The 22,321-nt window shown below is 43.1% G+C and carries 17 protein-coding genes and 2 pseudogenes; 16 read left to right on the top strand and 3 right to left on the bottom strand.

What is annotated here, in order from left to right:
- Window positions 1-17: 17 nt before the first annotated feature.
- Window positions 18-837 (top strand): annotated as a pseudogene (locus OO184_RS19140) (IS30 family transposase).
- Between the two features lie 63 nt (window positions 838-900).
- Here OO184_RS19140 and OO184_RS19135 read toward each other — a convergent pair.
- Window positions 901-2,404, bottom strand: a pseudogene (locus OO184_RS19135) (ISNCY family transposase).
- A 681-nt stretch (window positions 2,405-3,085) separates the two neighbouring features.
- Between OO184_RS19135 and OO184_RS19130 the strand changes: the two are divergent.
- The 14 genes from OO184_RS19130 to OO184_RS19065 all read left to right on the top strand — a co-directional run bounded on the left by OO184_RS19130 (window position 3,086) and on the right by OO184_RS19065 (window position 18,527).
- Window positions 3,086-3,460, top strand: a complete 375-nt coding sequence (locus tag OO184_RS19130) for a hypothetical protein (RefSeq protein WP_265380547.1) — start codon at window positions 3,086-3,088, stop codon at window positions 3,458-3,460.
- Between the two features lie 103 nt (window positions 3,461-3,563).
- Window positions 3,564-4,637: an AAA family ATPase gene (locus OO184_RS19125; RefSeq protein ID WP_265380546.1), complete on the top strand. Its 1,074-nt coding sequence runs from the start codon at window positions 3,564-3,566 to the stop codon at window positions 4,635-4,637.
- 67 nt (window positions 4,638-4,704) lie between these two features.
- A complete protein-coding gene (locus OO184_RS19120) occupies window positions 4,705-6,003 on the top strand; it encodes a DUF3150 domain-containing protein (protein ID WP_265380545.1) in 1,299 nt (432 codons plus the stop codon).
- Window positions 6,004-6,169: 166 nt separating this feature from the next.
- The gene (locus tag OO184_RS19115) at window positions 6,170-8,026 is read left to right on the top strand and encodes a VWA domain-containing protein (RefSeq protein WP_265380544.1); all 1,857 of its coding nucleotides are present in this window, start codon (window positions 6,170-6,172) and stop codon (window positions 8,024-8,026) included.
- A 51-nt stretch (window positions 8,027-8,077) separates the two neighbouring features.
- Window positions 8,078-8,575: a hypothetical protein gene (locus tag OO184_RS19110; RefSeq protein ID WP_265380543.1), complete on the top strand. Its 498-nt coding sequence runs from the start codon at window positions 8,078-8,080 to the stop codon at window positions 8,573-8,575.
- Between the two features lie 70 nt (window positions 8,576-8,645).
- On the top strand, window positions 8,646-8,957 hold the full coding sequence (locus tag OO184_RS19105) for a hypothetical protein (protein ID WP_265380542.1): 312 nt from the start codon (window positions 8,646-8,648) through the stop codon (window positions 8,955-8,957).
- Window positions 8,958-9,235: 278 nt separating this feature from the next.
- Window positions 9,236-9,370 (top strand): hypothetical protein, encoded by a 135-nt coding sequence (locus OO184_RS19100; RefSeq protein ID WP_265380541.1) that lies wholly within the window; start codon window positions 9,236-9,238, stop codon window positions 9,368-9,370.
- A gap of 137 nt (window positions 9,371-9,507) precedes the next feature.
- Complete coding sequence (locus OO184_RS19095; protein ID WP_265380540.1) at window positions 9,508-9,699, top strand: hypothetical protein; 192 nt, start codon at window positions 9,508-9,510, stop codon at window positions 9,697-9,699.
- A 3-nt stretch (window positions 9,700-9,702) separates the two neighbouring features.
- Window positions 9,703-9,897: a hypothetical protein gene (locus tag OO184_RS19090; protein WP_265380539.1), complete on the top strand. Its 195-nt coding sequence runs from the start codon at window positions 9,703-9,705 to the stop codon at window positions 9,895-9,897.
- 27 nt (window positions 9,898-9,924) lie between these two features.
- Window positions 9,925-10,437 carry a hypothetical protein gene (locus OO184_RS19085; RefSeq protein WP_265380538.1) on the top strand — a complete coding sequence of 171 codons (513 nt, stop codon included), beginning with the start codon at window positions 9,925-9,927 and terminating at the stop codon, window positions 10,435-10,437.
- 1,974 nt (window positions 10,438-12,411) lie between these two features.
- On the top strand, window positions 12,412-12,711 hold the full coding sequence (locus tag OO184_RS19080) for a hypothetical protein (protein ID WP_265380537.1): 300 nt from the start codon (window positions 12,412-12,414) through the stop codon (window positions 12,709-12,711).
- On the top strand, window positions 12,689-13,759 hold the full coding sequence (gene traF, locus OO184_RS19075; RefSeq protein WP_265380536.1) for a conjugal transfer protein TraF: 1,071 nt from the start codon (window positions 12,689-12,691) through the stop codon (window positions 13,757-13,759). The genes OO184_RS19080 and traF overlap by 23 nt, the downstream gene beginning before the upstream one ends.
- A gap of 14 nt (window positions 13,760-13,773) precedes the next feature.
- Entirely contained in the window at window positions 13,774-15,216 is a 1,443-nt protein-coding gene (locus tag OO184_RS19070; protein ID WP_265380535.1) for a conjugal transfer protein TraH, read from the top strand.
- 14 nt (window positions 15,217-15,230) lie between these two features.
- Window positions 15,231-18,527, top strand: coding sequence for a conjugal transfer protein TraG N-terminal domain-containing protein (locus OO184_RS19065; RefSeq protein ID WP_265380534.1), 3,297 nt, complete (start codon window positions 15,231-15,233; stop codon window positions 18,525-18,527).
- A 47-nt stretch (window positions 18,528-18,574) separates the two neighbouring features.
- Here the strand turns inward: OO184_RS19065 and OO184_RS19060 are convergent, their stop codons facing one another.
- Window positions 18,575-18,787, bottom strand: a complete 213-nt coding sequence (locus OO184_RS19060) for a hypothetical protein (RefSeq protein WP_265380533.1) — start codon at window positions 18,785-18,787, stop codon at window positions 18,575-18,577.
- Between the two features lie 178 nt (window positions 18,788-18,965).
- Here OO184_RS19060 and traN point away from each other — a divergent pair, with 178 nt between their 5' ends.
- Window positions 18,966-21,620 carry a conjugal transfer mating pair stabilization protein TraN gene (gene traN, locus OO184_RS19055; RefSeq protein WP_265380532.1) on the top strand — a complete coding sequence of 885 codons (2,655 nt, stop codon included), beginning with the start codon at window positions 18,966-18,968 and terminating at the stop codon, window positions 21,618-21,620.
- Window positions 21,621-21,942: 322 nt separating this feature from the next.
- On the opposite strand, the gene OO184_RS19050 is transcribed toward traN, so the two are convergent.
- The gene (locus OO184_RS19050) at window positions 21,943-22,191 is read right to left on the bottom strand and encodes a hypothetical protein (RefSeq protein WP_265380531.1); all 249 of its coding nucleotides are present in this window, start codon (window positions 22,189-22,191) and stop codon (window positions 21,943-21,945) included.
- Between the last annotated feature and the right edge of the window lie 130 nt (window positions 22,192-22,321).

Raw genomic sequence — 22,321 nt, 5'->3', positions numbered from 1 at the left:
GTATAGCCTATAAATAACTGACTGAAACAGAAAGATGCCAAATTTCCAGCTTTAAAAAACCAGTTTTTCATAACGTTTCATTGTTGCATTACTCAACTATTAGCAAAAAGTTGAAAAGGAATCAGGCTCATCTTCAGGAGTTTTCTCGCCGTCATTTTGCAAAGAAAACCAAAAGATATAACCCAAGAAATAAAAAAATGGGTAAAACGGCTAATTTGGCAGGATTTAAGGTTGCTGACTATCTAAAGCGATATAAAAAGATATCCTTGCATCATGAGACCATTTATAAATTTTTTTATAAAAACGAAATGGATGGGGTAACTTATAGCAGCATCTCAAAATTGCCAGTAAACCGTATCGTAAACGCTATGGCTGTTATGAAAGAAGAGGAAAAATTAAAACAAAGTGAGTGTTAATGACCACCTATAACTCGTTGATAAAAAATCCCGTATTGGAAGAAGGGAAAGAGATACGATAATCGGAAAAGATAAAAAAATATATTATTAATATTGATTGAATGCAAAACGCTCTATATAAATAATTATTAAATTTAACGGAAAACAGAGAAGCCGTGGCAAAGGAATTATATCAACTAAAACAAAGAATTAAAACAATAATATTTAATAACAGTTTAGAATTTACGAGTCACGAAACTATCAGCAAAGTAAAGAGACAAATGAGAATATAAATGGCTTAATTAGGAAATACTTTCCAAAAGGAATAGACTTTAATAAAATCTTTCCCCAAGAGATAATTTTTGTCGTAAACCGATCAAATAATCACATTCGAAAGACTCGAGGTGGCAAAATATCTAATGAATTATTTGTATTAGTGTGATTACCGAGGGACTTTGTCGTTTCAGTATACCTGCTCCCGGCTTAATTTCTCAACTGAAGATCATCACAATGCAGCTGCAAACGGTGATCTTGCTTTCTCAACACTCAGGGCACTTGTATTCATTTTTTCCCGTCCAAATATTTCTCACACCGTTTGGACTCAGCATTATTTGATAACTAGCCCTCAGCTGAACTGATACTTGCGCCAGCTCCAGATGCGGATGCGGATTTTCTAGGGAAAAGGCGATAACATTCTCTTCTATTTCCCTGTCTGTACAATTTTTATAGGGTTGAACCAGGCTATAGATCCGTTTGAAGGCTTGTGGCCCTTTTTCTTTGAGTACCTTATGATGCCGATAGAGAGTATCATGGGAGCAGCCACTCAGCCGTGTTGCCTCAGCGACATTACCCAGTTTGTCCGCTAATGCCAACACATCCAACTTTCTCTGGATTTCCAGATCATACAGCGAAGGTTTAGTTGGTTCAATAACTTTAGAGATACCTAATTCTCGGTCTGCAAAGTAGGTCGTAAAACGGCCGTCATATTGCTTTCAGATTTCTATTTTCTGATTGACTATCGAGTACCTGAGCGGCGAATCGATCAGGTAAAACTTATTTCCATAGCAGAACGTGTGATCCCAGAGGATTTTTCGATACTCTTTCTGAATACAGGTATTATCCAGACTGATATAGTCCGAAACCAGTTTAAATTCCGATTTGATGTTTTTGGCTTTCACTACATGTTTTTTTGCCAATAGTCGGGAATGAAAACTTCCTGAAGGTATTGGTTAACTCTTTGCATATCCGTGATATTTCTTAAGCGTAGCGCTGGCACGTATAGAATGAACACTCAACACGCTCTTTGTCCTGCGGGGAGTTGACGAAAAGGCTCTCAATACCCAGCTCTTCACAGGTTCTTTGGACTTGCGAGAAGTTGCACCGTTTGGGGTCGTCGAAGATCTCAGCTTTATCCACATACAGGGCTTTAGATACCCTTCTCTTTGTCATGTAGTTTTAGGCAGCCTTTAGTGGATTCGGACTCAAAAAACTCGGAATGAACTTCACTGTTGGCATCATCAATGATGGCGATCAAACAGGATTTTCTATCACCTAACCAGCGATGAGGGCTGCTATCCATTTGGAGCAGCAGGCCAGCTGATTCCATCCGTTCTCTTCGCTTACGAACCTGAGACCATCTGCATTTAGCATGCTTAACATGATGAATTTCGTGCATCCAGGAACGTAGGGTTTCTCGCTTTACCCCCCAATGCTTTCGTGCTTTTCCAGCAGTTCCGCAAGGTGCTGCAAATTCACATCGTAGTACTTATCCTCGATGAGAGACTGCACTTGCCTTTTAAGCTCATCAGGTATTTTATTGACGGGTGTTCAGCCAGTATTTCGGTGAATAACAAACTGGATACCGACTTTCTGATATTGTTGAAGATAGCGTTCGATAGTCCGGCGGGATTTACTGAGAAGCTTTGAGGCACTAATAATGCTGATTTTTCCTTGTGCACCTTGGCAGTCACATCCACGATGAGTTGGGCTTTAGCATCCATAATAATCATCCTTCTCGTCCCCTGAATACGTACACTGAAATACTCAGAAGATCACAGATTAAATAGAGCCGCCAATTTCCCTTGGTCATTATTTTAAAATGACAAAGTCCCTTAGTGTTCACAGCCTAAGTAATAACTGCTAACATGATCAAGAAGGTCAGCATTAGTTGTAATACCGCTCTCTTAAGCACTTTTCTTAATATCTATTCAATAAATCGCCAACAAGGAAAATTGGAACATCTCGATATTGTTGGCCTTTTCAAATGAAGAAGACAACTGCTAATTCCCTCACTTTTCTTAAGCAAGCGGTATTAGGTCATTAGGCCGGTTATTTTGCTTGACCGTACAGGAACAATTGATTATTTTGACTGTGCGGAAACATCCGCTTAACTTCTGGCTAACGCCCTTTAATCACCTCAACTTCGGCCATATTGCCAATCTGAATGATTCCATAAAGTCATTCTCACGGCACTCGTGTATCTATACTTATTCAATAACTCATTGCCCTAAAAGGCTGCGAGTTTTTTATATGCGTCGAAAAAGGTGTTTCGTTGTCACGATGACAACACTCAGGTTAGCTCAGTCACCTTAAAACTGAGCATCTCAGTACCTTAAAACCTATGTCTCCCATTCGGTCGAGACTTAAATTATTAAATCCATCTAACTTTATAAACTTAAGGGAGCTCTCCCATGTTCCTCATAAACATGACTGCATACCTTGCATCTGATGAACAACGTGAAATGGGTGTAATAGACGTTGAACAGCATATTTCTCACGCTATCCGCGAGAAGCTGTCGTTTACGTTTTGCCCTTCCGTTGAAGAGATGACCTTGCGTGCCAATGAACTTGCTGACATCGCTGTTGCACTATGTGAGAAATATAAGGCTGACGGTGTACTCGTTTACGCTAAAACCTTTTTCATGCACATCCTGATCTCTGCAATTTATTCTCGTGGTATCGCACCTTACGTCACATATGCCCCGAAGGTCACCGTAGTTGGTCGAGGAGGAAATATTAATCGTAAATATAAACACGCCAATCTGGTTCGTGCTGTTGCAACTTAGTTCTCTGGCTCCTTAATTTTTAACTTCCTAAACGAAATGAAGAGATTCCCTCTGATTTTTATCTTTTAACTTTTTAAATTTATTTAAATTAATGAGGTATATCATGACTAACTTTATTACTAACCTGCCTGCTGATGCTCTGACGCGTAACGTTGCTATTTCTCCGGCTTTGTTTGGTATCGAAATTCCTCCAGCAATGGAGCATAAAGTAAGACCATACGCTGGGTTTTCTGTGGATAATCCTTTCTATGCGTACATTCCGAAACTTAACAACGACTACTTGTTCGAGCCTACTCTTCGTGGAGCAGTGTTGATGTGGATTAATTTTCCACAAAACCAGTCACTTTGGATTGCTGGCCCGACAGGTTGTGGTAAAACCAGTATTGTTGAGCAAGTTGCTGCTCGATTGAACTGGCCTGTCATGAAGACTACTGCGTCTCAGGATCTGGATATTAATAGCCTTATTGGCGGTCTTCGTCTCGTTTGTGACGAACTGACCGGTGATACGAAAACTGTTTTTATTCATGGTCCATTGGCGCTGGCGTATAAATACGGCTTGATTTTCTTGCTGGACGAATACGATCAATTAGACCCTTCATGCGCAAACGCGTTTAATGCCATCTTAGAAGGCGGGAATCTTGTTATTCCTGAAACTAACGAGGTCATTAAACAGCATCCTAACTTCCGTTTTATCGCTACTGCCAACTCAATTGGTCAGGGTGATCAAACAGGTGTATATGGAGGTATTAAAATCATGAACGTGGCGAACCTTGATCGCTATATGTTCATTAACGCTGACTATATGCCTGCGGATGTTGAGACAAAACTCATCACTAAATACATTCCAGACCCTCAAATTGCCGGTAAATTTGTAGAAGTGGCAAACATGATTCGTGCATTGTTTGTAGGTCGGGATCTTACTGGTGATTTTAGTCAGAACTCTTCTGACAAAATCCCGTCGTTTCCTGTATCTGCTGATCTTCGCTTATCTGTAACCTGTTCCAGCCGTTCTCTCATTGCTTGGATTGACCGCTTTGTTCTGATGAAGAAATTGAATGTGCCTAAAGCAATGCTGATGTCGTTCGATTTCCAAATTGGTAACCGGGCAACGGCTGACGATAAACGTGCTTTGCACACTATCGTTGAATCCGTATTTGGCAAAGAAGCTCTGCAATAATTTTAGGCCCGAAAGGGCTTTTTTAATGTCCTAAGCATTTTAAATTTATTAAATTGAGGTATTAATCATGACCATTAAATCAAACGAAGCTCAAGTTCTGGATCAACTGATTCTTGTTTCCCTTTCGGATATCACCAGCATTAGCGGTCGCCGTAAGCTGAAAAAAGAAGATCTAGGAAAAGATGCTGAATTACCGCCTGACGTGATGGTTTCGTTAGGTAGTAAAAAGATAATTGACCCCCAGCTCATCAATCCTTTTACTCGCAAAAAGAGCACGGCTCACGCCTTGTGTCAGGAAGTGGGTATTCGGTTCATGGGTGGATATGCGATTCCCGCAGACAAGGTCAACGATCTTATCGCTAAACTGAACGTGTTGAAGTCTGAGTTTTATAGTTACAAAGCAGAATTTATGAAAGCCGATTTCACAAGCTGGATCAACTCGTTTGAAGAAAAATATCGTAACATTTTGCTCCGGGATGCGTCGATTGATTTGCAGTATATGGATAACCAGATTCAATTTGGTTTCACTGCAATTCACATCACTCCCTACAGCAACAGTATTATTCAAAACGGTCTCACCGGCCAGATTAAAAGTCTTGCTGACGAAGTTTATGAGGATGTGGCTAACATTGTTGAAGGGTTCCTGAAAAATAGAAACTCAGATGCATTTTCCCAGCATACGCTGAATCCGTTACGCCGCTGTGCCGAAAAACTTGATTCACTGTCTTTTATTGCTCCCTGTGTTAAAGGACTCAGCGAGTACGTGAACAATGTGCTCAAAGATATTCCGTTAACTGGCAAAGTAATTGGTAAACCTTATAACGATATCCTGTCGCTTCTGAATAATCTTCGTGACCCACAAAACGCAAAATCATTTGTTGAATTACTATCTCAACCTCAGAGCAATGTAGCTGCTGATACTACTGTAGATCTGACAGCGCTTAATGCGCTCGATTACACTGCACAGCCGGTTCCTGATGCAGTTGATAGCAATAACGCTGTGGCCGAGACATCTCCTGCCCTTGTGCATATAGATGCTTTCGCCTCTGCCGTCGTTGTCAGTGATGAAGCATTTGATGATTTGCCAACTGACCTGCCTGCGGCGGGCCTAGTTACTGATCCGGTTGTTGATGTTGAGACTGCGGTAACTGTAGTGGCTGAAGAAGCTGCTACAGCACCAGTTGAAAATGTTTCGGCTGAAATCGTGTCCTCTGTGGTGATAATTGATGATAGTTCATTCCTATCTGATGCTGGTGATGTTCCATATAACCTGCCAAGCACTTCAGAGATTGAACTGACTAAAGAACCTGTTTCAATACAGACTTTGGATTTTGCAGACAAAGACGACGGATTATTGGTTTTCTAAATTACAAAGCCCACACACTGGGCCTTTTAACTTTTTAAACCAAGGTTCATAGATGCAAAGCATTCTGATTTGCAACAATGAGGTCCTTATCGAACGTGGAAAATACGGCGAACTGCTTTCTATGCATTTGCCGTTCCCTTCGGTTGTACCCTGAATTGACAGGGTATTGCAGTCTGTCCTGGTCTTCCCATTCGCTTTACTGTTTCAACTGGCAAGAGATATTGCAAAACGCCTTCGTTACTGTTGGCAGCAAAGCCTATTTTTTACGCTTAGCGGAAAACAGTGCTCTCTACGCGTCTGTCAGGAAATCCTAACGGTTCATTCCGCTGCCTTTAACTTTTTAAATTTATTAAATCTATTTCGAGGTATTACATCTATGGGTATTTACAATTCCCTTCCTATCGTTGCGCGTGCGCTAAGCTCTCAACTTGGCGTCGATGTTACTATAGGCGGAAGGACTGCCTTTACCTACCAAGATCATGACCGATTCTGTATCAACATCCCTTTTTATAGGAATGCTGAAGAACTATCAGAAATCCTGTTAGGCTACCTTGTACACGAATCAGCTCATGTCCGTTTCACTGACTTTAAACTCCTTGAAAAAAAATTAGCTGATAAGGTGCAATCAGGTAAATACAACCGGGATGTGTTACACAAATTGGTTAATATCACGGAAGATCTTCGCATAGAACGTGCGATTGGTCGCCGTTTCCCCGGTACCCCTGCCTTTTTGAAAGCACTCAGAACCTTTCTCTTTGATAAGGATGCCGAACCAAGTGACCATCCGTCCATTGTTTTCGTCAACACAATGCTGATGTGTGGGTTTAACCGTTATCACGGTTTAAGCATTCCTACTAAGCAAGTGCGTGAAGACTTTGAACGATTATTCGGTTTGAAGCTGTTTGACCAGTCGATGACGATTCTGGCTGAAGCCGTTAATGCGGATTCAATCAGTAAATGTCTCGATGTTTCATGCCGTCTCTATGACCTCGCTGTAGATGCATTTAACGAGCAAAAACAGCAACAGCAGCAATCTGACGATTCTCAGGACAGTCAAAGCTCACTCAGCGATTTTGCAGGTGATATGAAAGGTGATGATTCTTCATCAACGTCTGGCTCTACATCAGTTGATAAGTCTTTTTCAGACCCTTTTTCAGACACTACAGAAAAAGACCTTTCTAAGGTCATGAAGGATGCTAGTGAAAAACTGAATGAAGCTTTAGAAGATAAAGTTCCGAGTTCAAAACGTGTTCCAGCGCCAGTCCCTTACTCCGTCGCACCAGCTAAACGAAACAGAACAACCGATACTTCGGTCAATCGAGGTATTCAGTTTGCTTCTGGTTTGCGTCAGTCAATGCATGGGTTACTTCAGGGTATGCAGCAGGTTCGTCGTACTCACAAAGATACCGGCAGAAAACTGGATACGCGCTTACTCACTTCTGCTCTTCTGGGCAATACGAAATTGTTTAAGCACAAATCCAAAATCATTGAGTTCAATTGTGCGTTTACCGTTCTATTAGATACCAGTGGTTCGTTAAAATGCGATGTGGTTGAAGCGGAAGCTGCCGTTGTCTCCATGCTCTATGCACTGGAAGGCATAAAAGGCGTATCCACTTCTGCCTATTATTTTCCTCACGCTACGAAAAACAACGTAGGTTTGATGAAAGGGCGCGAGCAAACCTTCCGAGCTGCTATCAATGCTCATCAATTCGGTTTAGTAGCTTCAGGTTCAACACCACTGAGTGAATCCTTGTGGCCTGCCTTTTCCGACCTTCTATCGGCCAAAGCAGATCGTCATGTGATGATCGTCGTAACTGATGGGGACCCGGATGACACGCTAACCGCTGAACAGATGATTAAAGATGCAAAACAGGATGGTCTTCTGGTTATTGGCATTGGCTTCGGTTCCGCCAATCAAACTTTAATGACTACTCTCTTCGGTGACACTGGAATTGCTGTAGGTTCTGTCTCTTCGCTACGCGGGCAACTTCTCAAAGTTACTCGCAGGGCCCTCTCTCGTTAATCTAAATTTTTTAACTTTTTAAATTTATTAATTTTTTTAAAGGTGATCAAAATGGCTACTTATAGGAAAGTGCATGTGAATAAAAATCAGCTGTCTTTCCTGAATATTTTGGAAGCAAGTGACAGAGAATATGATGTAATTTCTGCCGACATGGACCACAGTTATCAACTGCGGTTTTCTGAACAACTAGGTTACGAATTAATTCGTAATTCATTTCACATTATGATAGCCCCCCGTAGCACTTTAGAACAGCGTATTGATGAAATACTATGGATTTTCTCTGATGTTAATCAAGAAAACATGTGTTCTTTCACCAATTGCTGTCTAATTTCAGGACTTGATCCATACGAAACCCGTATGAAGATCATGCACCGCTGGGCAAACGAGTTAGATGAACAAGCTTATTTAATTAAGATTGGGCACTATACCGCTCCAAACAATATGGAAAACGTAAAGTCTCAACGTATTGGCTATGAGAAGTACAAAAAAGCGTTCTACTACTTTTATCCTAGTGAAGCTGCAAAGCCGAAACAAAGAAAACTTGCCTGAATGCTTAAACGGTAAAACGCTGGCATATGTCAGCGTTTTTTTTTCATGCCCCTATTATGGAGTTTATCTCATGTCTACTACTCACTTGTATTTCGATTCATCTTCTGATGAGTCTCAGCATAGCTTTACCAATGAGATGCTGAATGACATTATCAACTACGTTTATGAAAATCGTCATATTGGCAGTATTTCAAGTTTTGATAATGAGCCTGTATTCGACGAAATGATGATCATAGGTATTGGGTACCCAATGGTACCTGACACGCTAGAAATTCATTTCATGCGTGATGAGTCTGGTTGTTGGTGGCCGTTCCGATGCCATGACGTCTTACCAGGTGTGAATGTTTATACTCACTTCGGTTTTGCTGTGCTGTCTGGTTGAGGGTGAGGTATGGATATTCCTTGTATCTACTTTCTCTCGGACGGGAGACCGTACATTCTCACTGAATCATCTGTACTCGAATCATGGTTGTCACACTATCAATCTGGTAAAGAATTTTTTTTGCTGCGAGGCGGAAAAATAGTAACTGCCACCAATGTCCAACGGCTTAATTTTATCGATCTCAGTTCAATACCAGTTAATGAACCTGTCGAAATAGATGATCAAATTAACTTCTGACAAGGTCCAAGATTGGGCCTTTAACTTTTTATGGAGTCTGTATGTCTGGATGTGCATTGATTGAATATAACAACCGTTCAGCAAAACTGCGCAACGTTGTTAATCCGGGTGATGAAGAACTTGTTCGTTTTGCTCTAAATCGCTGGGCCATGATTGCCTTCCGAATTCATAAATGACAACCTTACTCGGTACCGTGTGGAGGACTGGATTGAAGGTATTGAGCAGTTCGTCAAATCTTCGCCAGCAAGAGAACGTGTAATCGGCGCTCTCACCGACTGCAAGCCAAATATCTTAAACTTATCAAGAGGTGAATATGTCTTTTCCAATCAATGAAGACGCTTATGGTTTTGTCTCTGATGAGATGTCTCTTTGGCCCTGCTTTCCTGAACATGAAGAAATCGATCTGACGTTGATTCATGCAGATATGATGACCGTAAAACTTCTCAATGATCGTAGTATTGGCACAAGCCAAACCGCTTTCGGTGTAACTCAGAATGAGTCGTAGGTTTTGAGACTGGCTACTCGACTGGGTTATTGCTGCGCTTGCGGTCGTTTCGCCGGTTCACAATTTGACGCACTCAAAGATGAGATCATCGGGTTAGGCCGTGAAATGAGCTCTAAATACTTCGATTCTTCGATGGCTGAGGCAGTGCGATTTGTCGCTCATGAGCCTGAGTTTATAAAAGGACAACGTGTTTGGTAATAACCGTTCATTAACAGGAGTATTCTCATGAATCACTTAACCGCCAAAGATCACTACATCTCTACTTTCATTGCTGCGAAACGAAGATTAGTGATCGAACTTGCCTCCCCTGATTCTGATCCATATTTAGAACCAAATGCCTACGATGATTACGGTACGATTGTCGACACAACCTCTTCGATAGATATCTTCCATCGTCTCGCGAACGTTGAAGGTGAAATCATGACTGTTGTTGCCATGAATAATCTTAGCATTGGTACTGACGTTGAATGCCCGGACGATTTCGGGGACTTAACTGAAAACGAAGTATTATTGTTAGATTTAGCCTGTGATTTAGGCAGAGCTCTACGGAATAGTTTCTATCTCTCATTGCTTAAATACAGTGCTTCAGCCAGAAAATGGATCGGGAACATTGTTAACGTAGCTAATCGTTTGTTTGCTGGTGGTAAATATGAAACCCTGTTTCAGGACACTTTCATGCGTGAAGCTCATTGGCATTCAGTGCCTTTTTTCAACGACTACTTCGATGTCAAAGGATGATAAAATGAAAAATATCTTTTTTGCTGTGTCCATGATTGCTCTTACCCTGACAGCTGTCTAATAACAACCTACGGTACGGATGTTCCTCATGGTTTGGTCGCGCTGTGTCTGGTCTTGGTTTCTGTCAAGACTTTTGCCCTGGCTACATAGGTAGTAACAGGAGTTGCTCGTGACATCATAAATGTGCTTCGTGGTATAGTGTATAAAAGACTCAAATGATTCCCTCTGACCTGCTTTAAATCTTTAACTTCTCTCCACACAATTTCTATATTGTGCTTAACTTCCCTCTAATGAACCTTAACATGAAAATCAATACCCTTCGCTTCTTATCTCTTGTTTTCACTGTAGCTATCGCTAGTCTTCGGCGATAAATTCGGCATTAAGGTAACGGAGGATTTTGTTATCAAAGTGCTTCTGATTGCCTCGATACCAATTGCGGTTATCAGTAACAAGGGCAAATCAAAGTAACTCTGAGGGGTAAACTTCCCAGAAAAACCCGGTCTTTCGACTAGGTTCAAGACACTGATAAACCTCGTTATTTTTAACGAGGTTTGTTCCTTCTTTCCCATCAACAAATGCCTGATCACCGGTTACGCAGGTAATACTGTTTAGTCAAGGTTTCTTGTAACTGGTCGGATATTTTTCTAGTATATAAGGCACTGAACGCTCGTAACTTCGGTGCTTTTTCTCTTTTTGGTAGGATAAACATCTTTATATTCTCTTTCATCTTTTTTAATCTGGATGGCTATATCCCTATCACTCTTAATTCACAAGAACGAACTTGTAACTCAATTAGGTTTAACACTGTAATAAAGTTTATTATTGAGGGTAATACTTCCGCTTCCTGATACTCTTTTCTCTGACCTTGTGTTTTGGCACTTGTGCCCGAGATACTCATTCCATTTGAGGAGTATCAGGATCTCTTGGGTGAATAAATGGATACCGTCCCCTCCGAATTGTGCATCCTTATCCTTTACAGCGCTTTTACGCCAAACACCCGAGGTAGGAGCCGGATGCATTAGTAGCGCACGTCCGGATCTGTGCGGGGGTAGCCGGTAACGGCTATTTCTACTGCGACCGAAGAAAGCCGTAACATGCTACAAGTTAGCAAAATAACGACACAAGATGAAATGGCCAACAATTGCTAAAAATCCGGTATAAACAACATATACCGGATTATCATATCAACGATAAATTATTCAATCTTCCTTACTATTAGTATTACGGTATCCTCTCATCGTAATTGATTACCAACGCCCTATTCAAAGCCTGAGCTAAAACGGTTTTATTCTCATTATCCTCCATCAAACTAGAATGATTACCCGGAATAGTAATCAACTGAAGTGAAGAGCTAGGTATTATCTGCCCCCAATCTAACGATGGATCGATGATTAAAAACTTTAGTCTTTCATCCGTAATAAAAGGGCCAGATAGGGGAGAAACTGATATAGCGTTATGGATTTATGAAAATTGTTTTAATTTTCAGGGAGGGAGTTGCCCTGTCATATAGCCCTTCTGATGTTCCTGATTAGGCAACTACTGAATCGGTGAGAAAAGAGTACCCTGAAATTGACAGCTTATTTTCCCAATCAATGCATAAAGCTGCATTTCAGGTTGGTGATACTAACCTTACTAGACCAAAGTTTTATATTGAAAACTAACACCTTGTCAATCATCTGCCCCAATCCTTCGACTGGTTTTTTTGAATGAAATCTGCATCCCGAAAAGTCGTATCTACAGTAAACCAAATGGATAAATCATGATCCGGAAATCGCCGTAGATCCCGACAAATCGGTACCAGTTAGTGACCTAGAGGCACAGATTTTAATCAAAAACAGAGAGTTTTTCACCGCGTTTTGCGGTCCTTTTTTCCGTGGTCATTTTGGGCTATGTGGCAAAATTACAGTTCGTTTATTCATCAGGATTGGGGTTTTGATGAAAACGCTGAAATGCGCTCACAGACGCTCATTACTTATGCCCGCACAAAAACTTCCTGCACTACTCGATACTAATGCCGGTATTCACACCATTCGGTATGAGTTGGAACAGAAGTACAGTTCCCACATGACGCTTGATGAAGTTTGTAAAGAACTCGGGATTAAGCCGGAAAGCATTGTTAAACGCATAGGGCAGCTACGGTATAGGCATTATACGCTGACCCATCAATTGGAATGTGCCCGTGTCTTCAAAGGGAAAAACACTTTTTTCTGGACTGAACATATCGCCAGAATTTTTGTTGAGGGAAACAAAGATGAGATCTCTCTGTTTAACTAAAACTCTGTTGACCGCGACCATCTGCGGCCTGCTTTCAGCCAATGCGATAGCAGATAATAATAAATCCACCAGCAAAAAGACTGAGTCCACCCTTGCAGGTGGTCAAGCATTTGTTGACGGGAAAGAAGAAGGCTGGTTCTGGAAAAAATCTCCTCCTGAACCGCCTAAAAAACTGCCACCGCAAGAAGTTGCTTCTCAGGAGAAAAAACCTGATGAGCAAGATAAAGCAGTGAAACCACCCACTCCATCAAAAGTTGTTGCTAAAGCCAGCTCAGAAGAAAAAGGTTCAGCTCCTTTTACCGTTGCATGGTATCGAGAAAACATTCAGAAACTGCGTGATCGAGCGATTGACGAGCCGACACAAGAAAATGTTCGAGCCTACTACCTTGCTCAACGTATTATGCTGGATAAAGCCAGCCAATTCACAGACATGGCACGTTTAGTAACTTCAATCGATCCTCTCATCGATGAGAATAATCGGCGCTCCACCTCTACCTTTGGCGCGATGGATCAGTCAAACGAGGCCGAAAATAGCTCTCGTATTATCGCCAAAGATATCGGCAATAAAGCGGGTATTTTCTACTTTTTTCGTGGGAAAAATTGCACACTTTGTGTCAAACAAGCTTCCGTGCTGAATACCTTCAACTATATGACTGGCATTAAAATCATTCCCGTTTCTATTGATAGGAAACCACTGCCGGGCAACATTATGCCGGACTGGCGTGTGGATACCGGCCAAGCCGCTAAACTGCAAATCACCAACGTTCCAGCGCTAGCTTTGGCTATCCCACCGTCTACAACTCGCATCCTGTCTTTCGGGCCTATCAGTGCTGATCAGTTGATTTCCCGAACTATATTGGTTGCTCATGATGCTAGGTTAATCACAGACCAGCAGTACAAAAGCACTCTGCCGTATAACGATAACGGTTATATCGACTCCAGCATTCTGAAGGAAATGCCTGAAGACTATCTTGAAAATGCGGATGAATTTATCAAATACATCCAGACGAAATCTGGTTATGCATCGCCTGTAAAGGTCAATAAATAGGTATCAGGGATAAGATGAAACGCTTAAATCAGTTCACGTGTAAGATACGCTATAAAAAACATGTTTTGGCTATATCCATTGCTCTAGCTGGACTTTTTGCACCGATTGCCAACGCTGAAAGTATTGGTAACCAGCTGGATAACATGTTCGGCTCTATGTCTAACGTTACCAATCCTGGGGACTACAAAAGCGTTACTCGTGACGGATATACCGGTGGTGGTTTTGTTCTACGAAACAAACTCCGTACCCTAACGCCTGTCAGTATTGACTTACCTTCAGCTTCTGGTGGCTGCGGCGGTATTGACCTTTTCGGTGGGTCTTTCTCTTTTATCAATGCTGAACAATTCGTTCAGATGCTGCGAAACATCGCAGCTAATGCTGCCGGTCTGGCCTTTCAGTTAGCCCTGAATGCAATGGATGCTGTTCTGGATAATGAGATTTCTAAAATGCAAGCTATTCTCCAGCAGATGAACGACTTGACTGTTAACTCCTGTCAGCTCGCAAAAGGCTTGCTAGTTGATACAGCTGCCGCTTTTGGTTCCAGCGCCAAAGCCTCCGTTTCTTCACAGCTCTCTTCTGACGGTCTAGTGGATCAGTTTAAAGGGATGTGGGGGAACTTTGCTGGTGCAAAAGCACCGGAGAAACAAAAAGAAGAGTCCGGAAAACGTAAAGCCTGTGACGACTACGGCAACATCATGTGGTGCCTGCTTCAGAACGGAAATTTCAGCGACCAGTTTTACGGTACTGAAAACGAACAAAAAGAACTGGTCATGTCTATGACGGGCACAATCATAGTCAGTGGCAAACTCGGTACTGATAAAGATGGTTCTGCCAAGAAGAGTGTGGTGCGCATTGCTCCTTTGGCTACAACATCAGTGCTGGATTCACTTATTAATGGCGATAACAGTTTTGAAATTTGGTCCTGCGCGGGTCAAACACAAACCTGTGAAAACCCGAAAAAGCAAACAAAGCAAATAAAAGGGCTGGCCGCGAATATTACCCGTTTCTTTATCGACGATGGTTATCTGAATTCAGCCAAGACTGGGGCGTCAGTATCGCTTAATCGCCTTCGTCAGGCGGATTACTACAACGTCGCGGGCGCAACCAGTAAAGCAACCCAGTTAGCTCGTCATGATCTGGGTACTTCATACTCCTACGTTCGTGAAGTCTCTTCTGTACTTGCCTATTCATCAGCATACAACTACCTAAGCGATATGCTCACTGCTGCGGCCACTGGTGCGCGATTGATGGAACAAAACGACAAATCAACATCTGTGTATAACAAAGAAATTATGGAGTTTATCAGTAAGGCAAGGGAAAACCTGTACATCTCCTATATGACGATGGTTTCTCGTTATGGCGGTGAAGGTCGTATCCCTGAAGCTTTTAGCAACTACATGAAAACTCTGCCTCCTGTTCAGTATGAGAATGAAAGTTCTGTGGATGGTTCACTCTAAAAGGTTCTTAAAAAATGACTGAATGGAACGTATATACCGTCGGCAGCATGCAATTTATCTACAGTATTTTCAATGCAGTAGCTATGCTGATGAACAGCGGAACATTCTCTGATATGTTCCGTATTGCTGCGTTACTCGGTGTTATCGGTGTGGTTATCGCATCTGCGGTATCGTCTGGTAAAACACTTTCTTTCCAGCACATGGCCGTGTGTATCGTCATGTACCTACTATTCTTCCAAGTATCTGCGCATGTCAATATTGAGGATGTGACAACAGGAAAATTCAGGGCTGTTGATAACGTTCCTGCCGGGTTGGCCGCCTCAGCGTCGATCATTTCAACGGTCGGGTATGCTATTACTGAGAAGATGGAACAGGCTTTTTCCACTCCGTCGATGACGGAGTACGGCTCACTAGACCCGCTGTTCACACTAGCAACGCTCTACGATACGATGAAATCGCCAATGCGTTGGGCATCGAATGATCCCTCTCGTCCTTACAATAACTTAGACCGGAGCGTCTCCAACTACATGCGTCAGTGTGTTGGTAATGACATCATTCGTGGTTCGAAAACCTACGCAGCTCTGTATCGTTCCAATAATGGTGTAGCTGGATTGTCGTCAAATGATGCATTCCAGCGCGTTGTCATTTACGACAGCAATAGAAGCGGCTGGGATAGAAGTACCGGTGAGTCAGAAGCAGGTGGTTCACTGTATACCTGTGCTGAAGCCTACACGAAATTGAAAGACCTGATGATGAATACTACATCGCAACTGGATAGCTCATTTCAGCGTTCTTATACCGCATTAGGCCGTACCTGTGGTGGTGTACCGTGTAATACAATCAGTAAAATGACGGAAGTGATGAACTTCTACAACATCAGTGGTACTGATATCCGCGATTTCCAGCTCATGATGATCATGTATCCGTACTTCCGCGATATGCCACTTTATGGCTATGAAAGCTCATTCCGTGGAACCGCTGCTGTCACTCGCGTCCAGACGATGACTCAGCAATCTTTCCAGTGGTCTTCATCAGGGGCATCCTTTTTAAGCTGGATGGGATCGTTTATGCCTATCTTTCAAGGGATGGTTTACGCACTGACTCCGTTCATGGCTTTTTTGTTCGGCCTCGGCATCATGGGGCTGCGTATGGTACTGAAATACCTGCTAGTAGTCATGTGGACACAAACGTGGTTACCTTTGGCAGCGATTGTGAATCTCTACATTCTAGTTAATACCCGGGAAACTATGAGTGCTCTGTTCACTACAACGGGATCTATCAGTTTCAGCCAGCTCTATAACATGCTCTATGAAACCCAGAAGAGTATCGGGCTGGCAGGTAACCTTTATGCAATGATACCGGCCCTCGGCGGTTTTATCGTTTGGGGTAGCTCTATTGCATTTAATTCTCTTGCCAAATCGGCTGCGGCACCTTCTGCGGCAGATACCAAAACTATGGCTCCGGATGTTACGAACACACCCGCTATCAATTCTCGCGGTGCTGAAGTTGAGTTCAATCCGGCCCAAGGGTCAGTCATGGGTGGTACCTCCGGCATGTTGCCTACTGTTGACATGAAACAGGTGTCTTCTCGCAACTTATCTAGTGCTAAACAAGAATTGGATTCCTCATCGTCTACACTGACCACTCAGTCTGGGGCTATGCTGAGTCACATTGCTAGCAATATGGAGTCAGGTTCTAAATCGCAGGTTTACAGTGATGCGACCAACGCCGCTCTAACCCGTCTGAGCAATGCGGATCGCTCTTACGTTAATGATGTTGCACAAAAACATGGTATTTCTAACATGCAAGCGCTCGTTGGTATGGCTAAGGGCGAATTCAGTGCTGGTGCCGGAGTCAGTGGAGGTCCCGGCGCATTTAGCGCTTCTGCAAGTGCTGGTATGAGCCGTTCAAAGGCTGAAAGCAGTGGTTTGAGTAATACAAATACAGCAGATTACAGTAACTCGACTTCGTCTTCTTTCCGGGACTCTGATAGTGCTACACAAGCACGTATCGTGAATACCGCTGCAAATGCAGCCTATAACTTACTGTCAGAAAGAGGGGAAACTTCTGCTATTACTCAGTCCTATAGTGAGGCGCAGGCACGTATGCAGTCAGCACAAAAATCCTATCAGGAAGCTGAGCAATTCTCCTCCAGCACGTCTATGGGGCAGACCATGAACGCTGCTCAGATTGCTCAGTCAATTGGTCACAGAGCTGAAGCGCAATCAACTCTGACACAGGTTCTTGCTGCGTATCCGGACCTCAATCAGCAGATTCAGGAAGACACAAATCGCCTGACATCAATCGGTATGACTGAGCAAGACGCTCACACGTTTGCACAATACAAAGCCGCTGTTGATTTAGGACAAGCTGGCGATATTTCACGTAAAGCCGGTTTCATTAACAGTGATTCCTCTCCGGCCCTCACCTCAATCGCAGCTGAAGCTAATCGCGAGGTCAGCAGAAACGCAACGAATGCTGGTCATCAGGCCGAGGCAAAGGCATCTGTTATTCAGTCTTCTGCCAGCGCAAATGCTGGTTCTGCCTTAGGCAATATCGGAAGTACAAAATCTATGTCATCACATGAATATGGCATGGGGCAGGTAAATGATCACAATGCTGTAGCTTCAGGAGTTGTCGATTCATCTCGTCGAGAATTTAACGAAGAGGTCATGACAAACGTCGGTAATGTTGCTGCTCAGGACCTTGAAAACAACAACTATAAACTGGATGGTGTAGCTGGTGGTATGAACCGCGTAATGGAGTATGGTTCTAATCTCTTTACAAAATACCCAACTTATGAACAGAACTATAGCGCGGCTGTTACAGCCGCAAATGAAGTTCCAATGGACAACTCACCAGACCGTATTGCGGCAAGGGAAGCTATTTCCCAATACTATGGAGCAGTTAAGGCTGGTGCCAGTGGCCCTACACTTGACCAGGCCAGAAGTAATATGATGGCTCGCGTCCAGTTGGCTACCGGAGGCAGCATTGAGTCTAATGGTATTGTTGAAGGTGGAAACATCCAACTCGCCAAAGGTATTGCTGGACGTTTAGAACAGATTTCACTTGACAAAGGAAGCAATGACTCTGCGATTATTCAACAAGCAGTTACATCACTTTGGACTGACCGAACATCTTCTAACCATAATATCGGAGGTAAAGCGGACCGGTTTGATAACATGAGTGTAGACGCAATGCCGTTTAACAATAAATCTCTGGAGAGTAATGAGCTTCCCGGTAAAGGTTCTGACCAAAATGATAAAGGCTCACCGGAAGTTATGATAGTGACAGGAACCCGAAATCAATAAAGATAGAGAACCCTGACAAAATCAGGGTTTTTCTTTCCTTTCATATCTCACGATGCAAGAAACATGTAGCAAATAGGCAAGCTGAGGATAGTCATTGCAATGTAGTGAGCTTCCCACAATTGCGAACAGTTAGACTTTCTCTCTTTTTTCTTGCTACAGCGCGGGCCACCTCCGGTGCCACCTACCGGTAGCGATGTGCCGGATAAAGGTAATAATCCGGTAATGCCAAACATTTCCATACGCAGACTCTCATTCTTCAATCATTTAGGACACCGGGGAAATGGCCCCGTTTTGTGGCCCTTCTTCGTTGCTTGTATACACCATTGTTCATAACCTGTTCAATGGTTTTCATAAATGTAATTTTACACATCTGCTTTGACTGCCGAAAACCCAACCAATGACTAGCGCTAGATTGTAATTTCCATAAGGTGACCGCAAATGAAAAACCTTTTTCGAAAAAAATGGTTTTTAAGGCCAGTTTGTACGTTGTTAATGGTAAGTCATTTAGGGGTAGTCACCTACACTCCTTATGCCTTCTCTGCATCCACTCAACAAAACGCACAGTCAGCCGAGCAATTTTATAAAACACTTCCTGGCCTTTCAGCTAACAGCAGTGGGACAGCACAGTACGGTAATGGTCAGGCTGTTAACATCAATCAGGTATATCCAAATCAGGACTCTTCCACGTCTCTTGATCAGTTGAAGTCCGTATACGGGAACGACGGAGATACAACGAAACTCGGTTCGGAAACAAATACCGCCTTGAAGTCTGAAAACTCACTACGAGGTGAAGCGTACCGAACGGTTACCGGGGCGACTAAAACCACCGCCAACATTAAAAACACTGACTCTATCCTTGGCCGCCATAAAGATTTCTTGGCTAATCAAGAAAAATACATGCAGGATCTGGGGGACTGTTCAATGTCCAAAGAACTTCATACAAATAGAGCTGTCCAGCATATTCCAGACTACAAGGAGTGTACACGCACTACAAGTGTGAGTGGCACTTTTAACCTATTCCATCCTTATGAAGCCGGCCTTCTGTCACATAGAGACGGCCCAGCTAATATTGCAAGCTGCGGCGTAGGTTGTATCGAATTATGGGTCGGCACAGTAGGCGATAACTATTGGGAAGGTAGATGTAAGATCTATGAAGAGGAAATGTCTGTAAACATCATCAACCCTCAAGCGATAACTAGCGCAGTAATCACTCGAGCGAAGTGGGACGACTACATGCAGATCTATATAGGCGGTACCGGGCGAGAAAGTTTAGTTTGGGCAGGTCCGGACGGGCCAAATGTTTTTCCACCAGAAACTAAAGGAAAATGCGAGCGAAATACCAGTTGGGATAGAAGCCCCAACGTCGATGTAACCAACAAATTCCGTAATACACCACACAACGGCTCTCTATTCTTTAAAAACCGTGTTTCAATAACTGGTGCAGGTGAAGGATATGCAAAAGTAATGGTTCGCTATGATCCATCCAGAATGGTATCAAATGATATCTGGGAGTCAGACCGCCCCCGAGAATTCCAGAATCTGGTTACAGCTATCAATACCGGCTATTGCCAGAATTATAGCGTAACCTGTAGGGACTCGGTGACTCCGGATCAGAATGGCTGTGCATACATCAATGGTGCTCATATTTGCTCCAAGGACCTGACACCGTCACCAATCCCCGGTCTATCTCCGTTTTGTAAATCAGCAACGGTAGTATCGCATTGTGGCACAGATGCCGGTGTAAACAATACGTGTAAAAGCTATGATAACAACTCGGCCTGTAAGTTCATCAAATCTACTTGCATCACTGGTGCAGCTGGTGGTCAAAGCGGATGCTGGCAAGCTTCTGAAGTATGGGATTGTGGTACTGACGCAGTTGTTCCAAGCACTACAGAGAAAGACAAGTATGTCTGCCCTGGCGCTGTCCAGTGTATTAACGGTACCTGCCTGCAACCTGAATCTGAGCCAAGCGGAGATTTCCAGACCGCAGTTGCAATGCTGCAAGCAGCTACTTATGCAGTAAACGAAATGGTTTGTGGTGATGATACAACAGAAACAACGCGTGCCTGCTCTTTATTCAAAGGTGAGGCTATGCAGTGCAAGTCTGCAATGGGCGGATGGGTGGATTGCTGCAACCAACCAGTCAACGTAAGCTGGATCCAGTACCTTCAATTGACCTACTATACACTGAAAGTGACGGATGCACTTGCAGTCAAAGCAGGGATGTTTGAGCAAGGGAAAGGACTTTTTGACATGGGCTCAGAACTTGCCACTAAAGCCATAGATGCTATCACCAAACCAGTGATGTCAGCGTTCAATTCCCTGACAGGCAGAGCGGGTACGGAAGTTGCAAAAGAGATCACAGAGAAAGGGATGACAGGGCTTATCAATGAAGCTGTTGGCGAACTGACGAAGCAAGTCGCTCAATGGACGCTTGATACCTTCGGTCCTACTGTGACAAATGCCATTTTTGAAAGTACCGCGGGTACTGCGGCCGTTGAAGGTGGTGTTCTAGCAAATGAAGGAGTTCAACTCTCTTCGACTCTGGTAAATGCAGTATCAGTCATTGGTTATGCTTATATGGCATATCAGATTGCCAACATTCTGGTGAACATCATCTGGGCATGTACCGAAGATGAATTTAAACTAGCTGTTAAAAAGGAAACCAAGTTGGCGGTTCACATTGATAGTTGGTGTCAGACCAAACTCTTGGGACAGTGCATTGAGAAAAGATCCAGCTATTGTACCTTCAACTCACAAATCGGGCGTATCTTCCAAGAGCAAGGACGACGTCAGTTAGGTATTGGCTGGGGTAACAAACGCAATCCTGATTGCCGTGGTTTAACTCTAGAAGAGTTTGGTCGTATCGACTTCAGCAAAGTTGATCTGTCTGAATGGATTGGTTCACTGCATAAAGCAGATCTCCTGCCGAGTCCTGACAACATCAATCTGGATTCGGTAACCGGCTCCGGCAGTATTCTGAATATCAATGGTAACAGGAAAAATACCCGAGATCGTTTCCAGGACGGTGTAAATAGCATTGACATTGAAGAAACGAAGAAGAATGTTGAAGGGATTCTGAAAGTCCAGTAGCTCAAACAAAGCAAAAGTCCCGCCATTTGAGACCGTCTCTTGATCTGATTTCATAGGTCAAGAGACTTGGCCAGCAGATAGCCTTCAAGGATGGCTTGTAACATGAACCATCCTCCTCACTATCTTCCCATCCAACTCGACCATTTCGTTTTGATCCTTTCCGACGCCATCTTGAGTATTTCACTGTACGGTTCTACCCGGCCATAAATGACTTCAATCATAGTGCCTACGGTCATGATGTCAGTTCTGTCATTAAGGTTCATTTCTTCCAGCTTGCTGATCACCTAAGCCAATATGAAAAAGCTGAACTACAAATTGATGATTAATGATCCACTTTATTATCAGCCTTCAGTATCTTCTGACGAATTTCCACGCCTTGTGTCTCAGGTATAGAAAAACAGCTTTCGGCAGTATGGCCGCAGATATAATAATGGCCGTCATAATGTTGTTGCATTCTCACCTTCGTTCCGGGAAAACTGGTGAAAATAGCTTTTACCATGAAGGTGCTTTTCGTAGTGGTTAGGTAGTTGTTCTCTTTGGTGTAATAATCAGAAACGCTAATACTGTTCACCAGCTCACCTAAATCCCAGCTCTCTTTTACGGTTTTCAATACCTAGGCAAGTTAAAATAGAAAGGCCAAGCACTCCCAGAAAATGACCAATCGCTGGTTGGCAACTAGGCTTAAAGCCACTTCTTTAGAC

Source organism: Photorhabdus aballayi, from assembly GCF_026153155.1.
Lineage (GTDB): Bacteria > Pseudomonadota > Gammaproteobacteria > Enterobacterales > Enterobacteriaceae > Photorhabdus > Photorhabdus luminescens.
This window is presented reverse-complemented; position numbering and strand designations above follow the sequence as displayed.

Coding starts and splice junctions, on each gene's coding strand:
- OO184_RS19130 (WP_265380547.1), top strand. CDS start 3,086: ATGTTCCTCATAAACATGACTGCATACCTTGCATCTGATGAACAACGT.
- OO184_RS19125 (WP_265380546.1), top strand. CDS start 3,564: ATGACTAACTTTATTACTAACCTGCCTGCTGATGCTCTGACGCGTAAC.
- OO184_RS19120 (WP_265380545.1), top strand. CDS start 4,705: ATGACCATTAAATCAAACGAAGCTCAAGTTCTGGATCAACTGATTCTT.
- OO184_RS19110 (WP_265380543.1), top strand. CDS start 8,078: ATGGCTACTTATAGGAAAGTGCATGTGAATAAAAATCAGCTGTCTTTC.
- OO184_RS19105 (WP_265380542.1), top strand. CDS start 8,646: ATGTCTACTACTCACTTGTATTTCGATTCATCTTCTGATGAGTCTCAG.
- OO184_RS19100 (WP_265380541.1), top strand. CDS start 9,236: ATGTCTGGATGTGCATTGATTGAATATAACAACCGTTCAGCAAAACTG.
- OO184_RS19095 (WP_265380540.1), top strand. CDS start 9,508: ATGTCTTTTCCAATCAATGAAGACGCTTATGGTTTTGTCTCTGATGAG.
- OO184_RS19085 (WP_265380538.1), top strand. CDS start 9,925: ATGAATCACTTAACCGCCAAAGATCACTACATCTCTACTTTCATTGCT.
- OO184_RS19080 (WP_265380537.1), top strand. CDS start 12,412: ATGCCCGCACAAAAACTTCCTGCACTACTCGATACTAATGCCGGTATT.
- traF (WP_265380536.1), top strand. CDS start 12,689: ATGAGATCTCTCTGTTTAACTAAAACTCTGTTGACCGCGACCATCTGC.
- OO184_RS19070 (WP_265380535.1), top strand. CDS start 13,774: ATGAAACGCTTAAATCAGTTCACGTGTAAGATACGCTATAAAAAACAT.
- OO184_RS19065 (WP_265380534.1), top strand. CDS start 15,231: ATGACTGAATGGAACGTATATACCGTCGGCAGCATGCAATTTATCTAC.
- traN (WP_265380532.1), top strand. CDS start 18,966: ATGAAAAACCTTTTTCGAAAAAAATGGTTTTTAAGGCCAGTTTGTACG.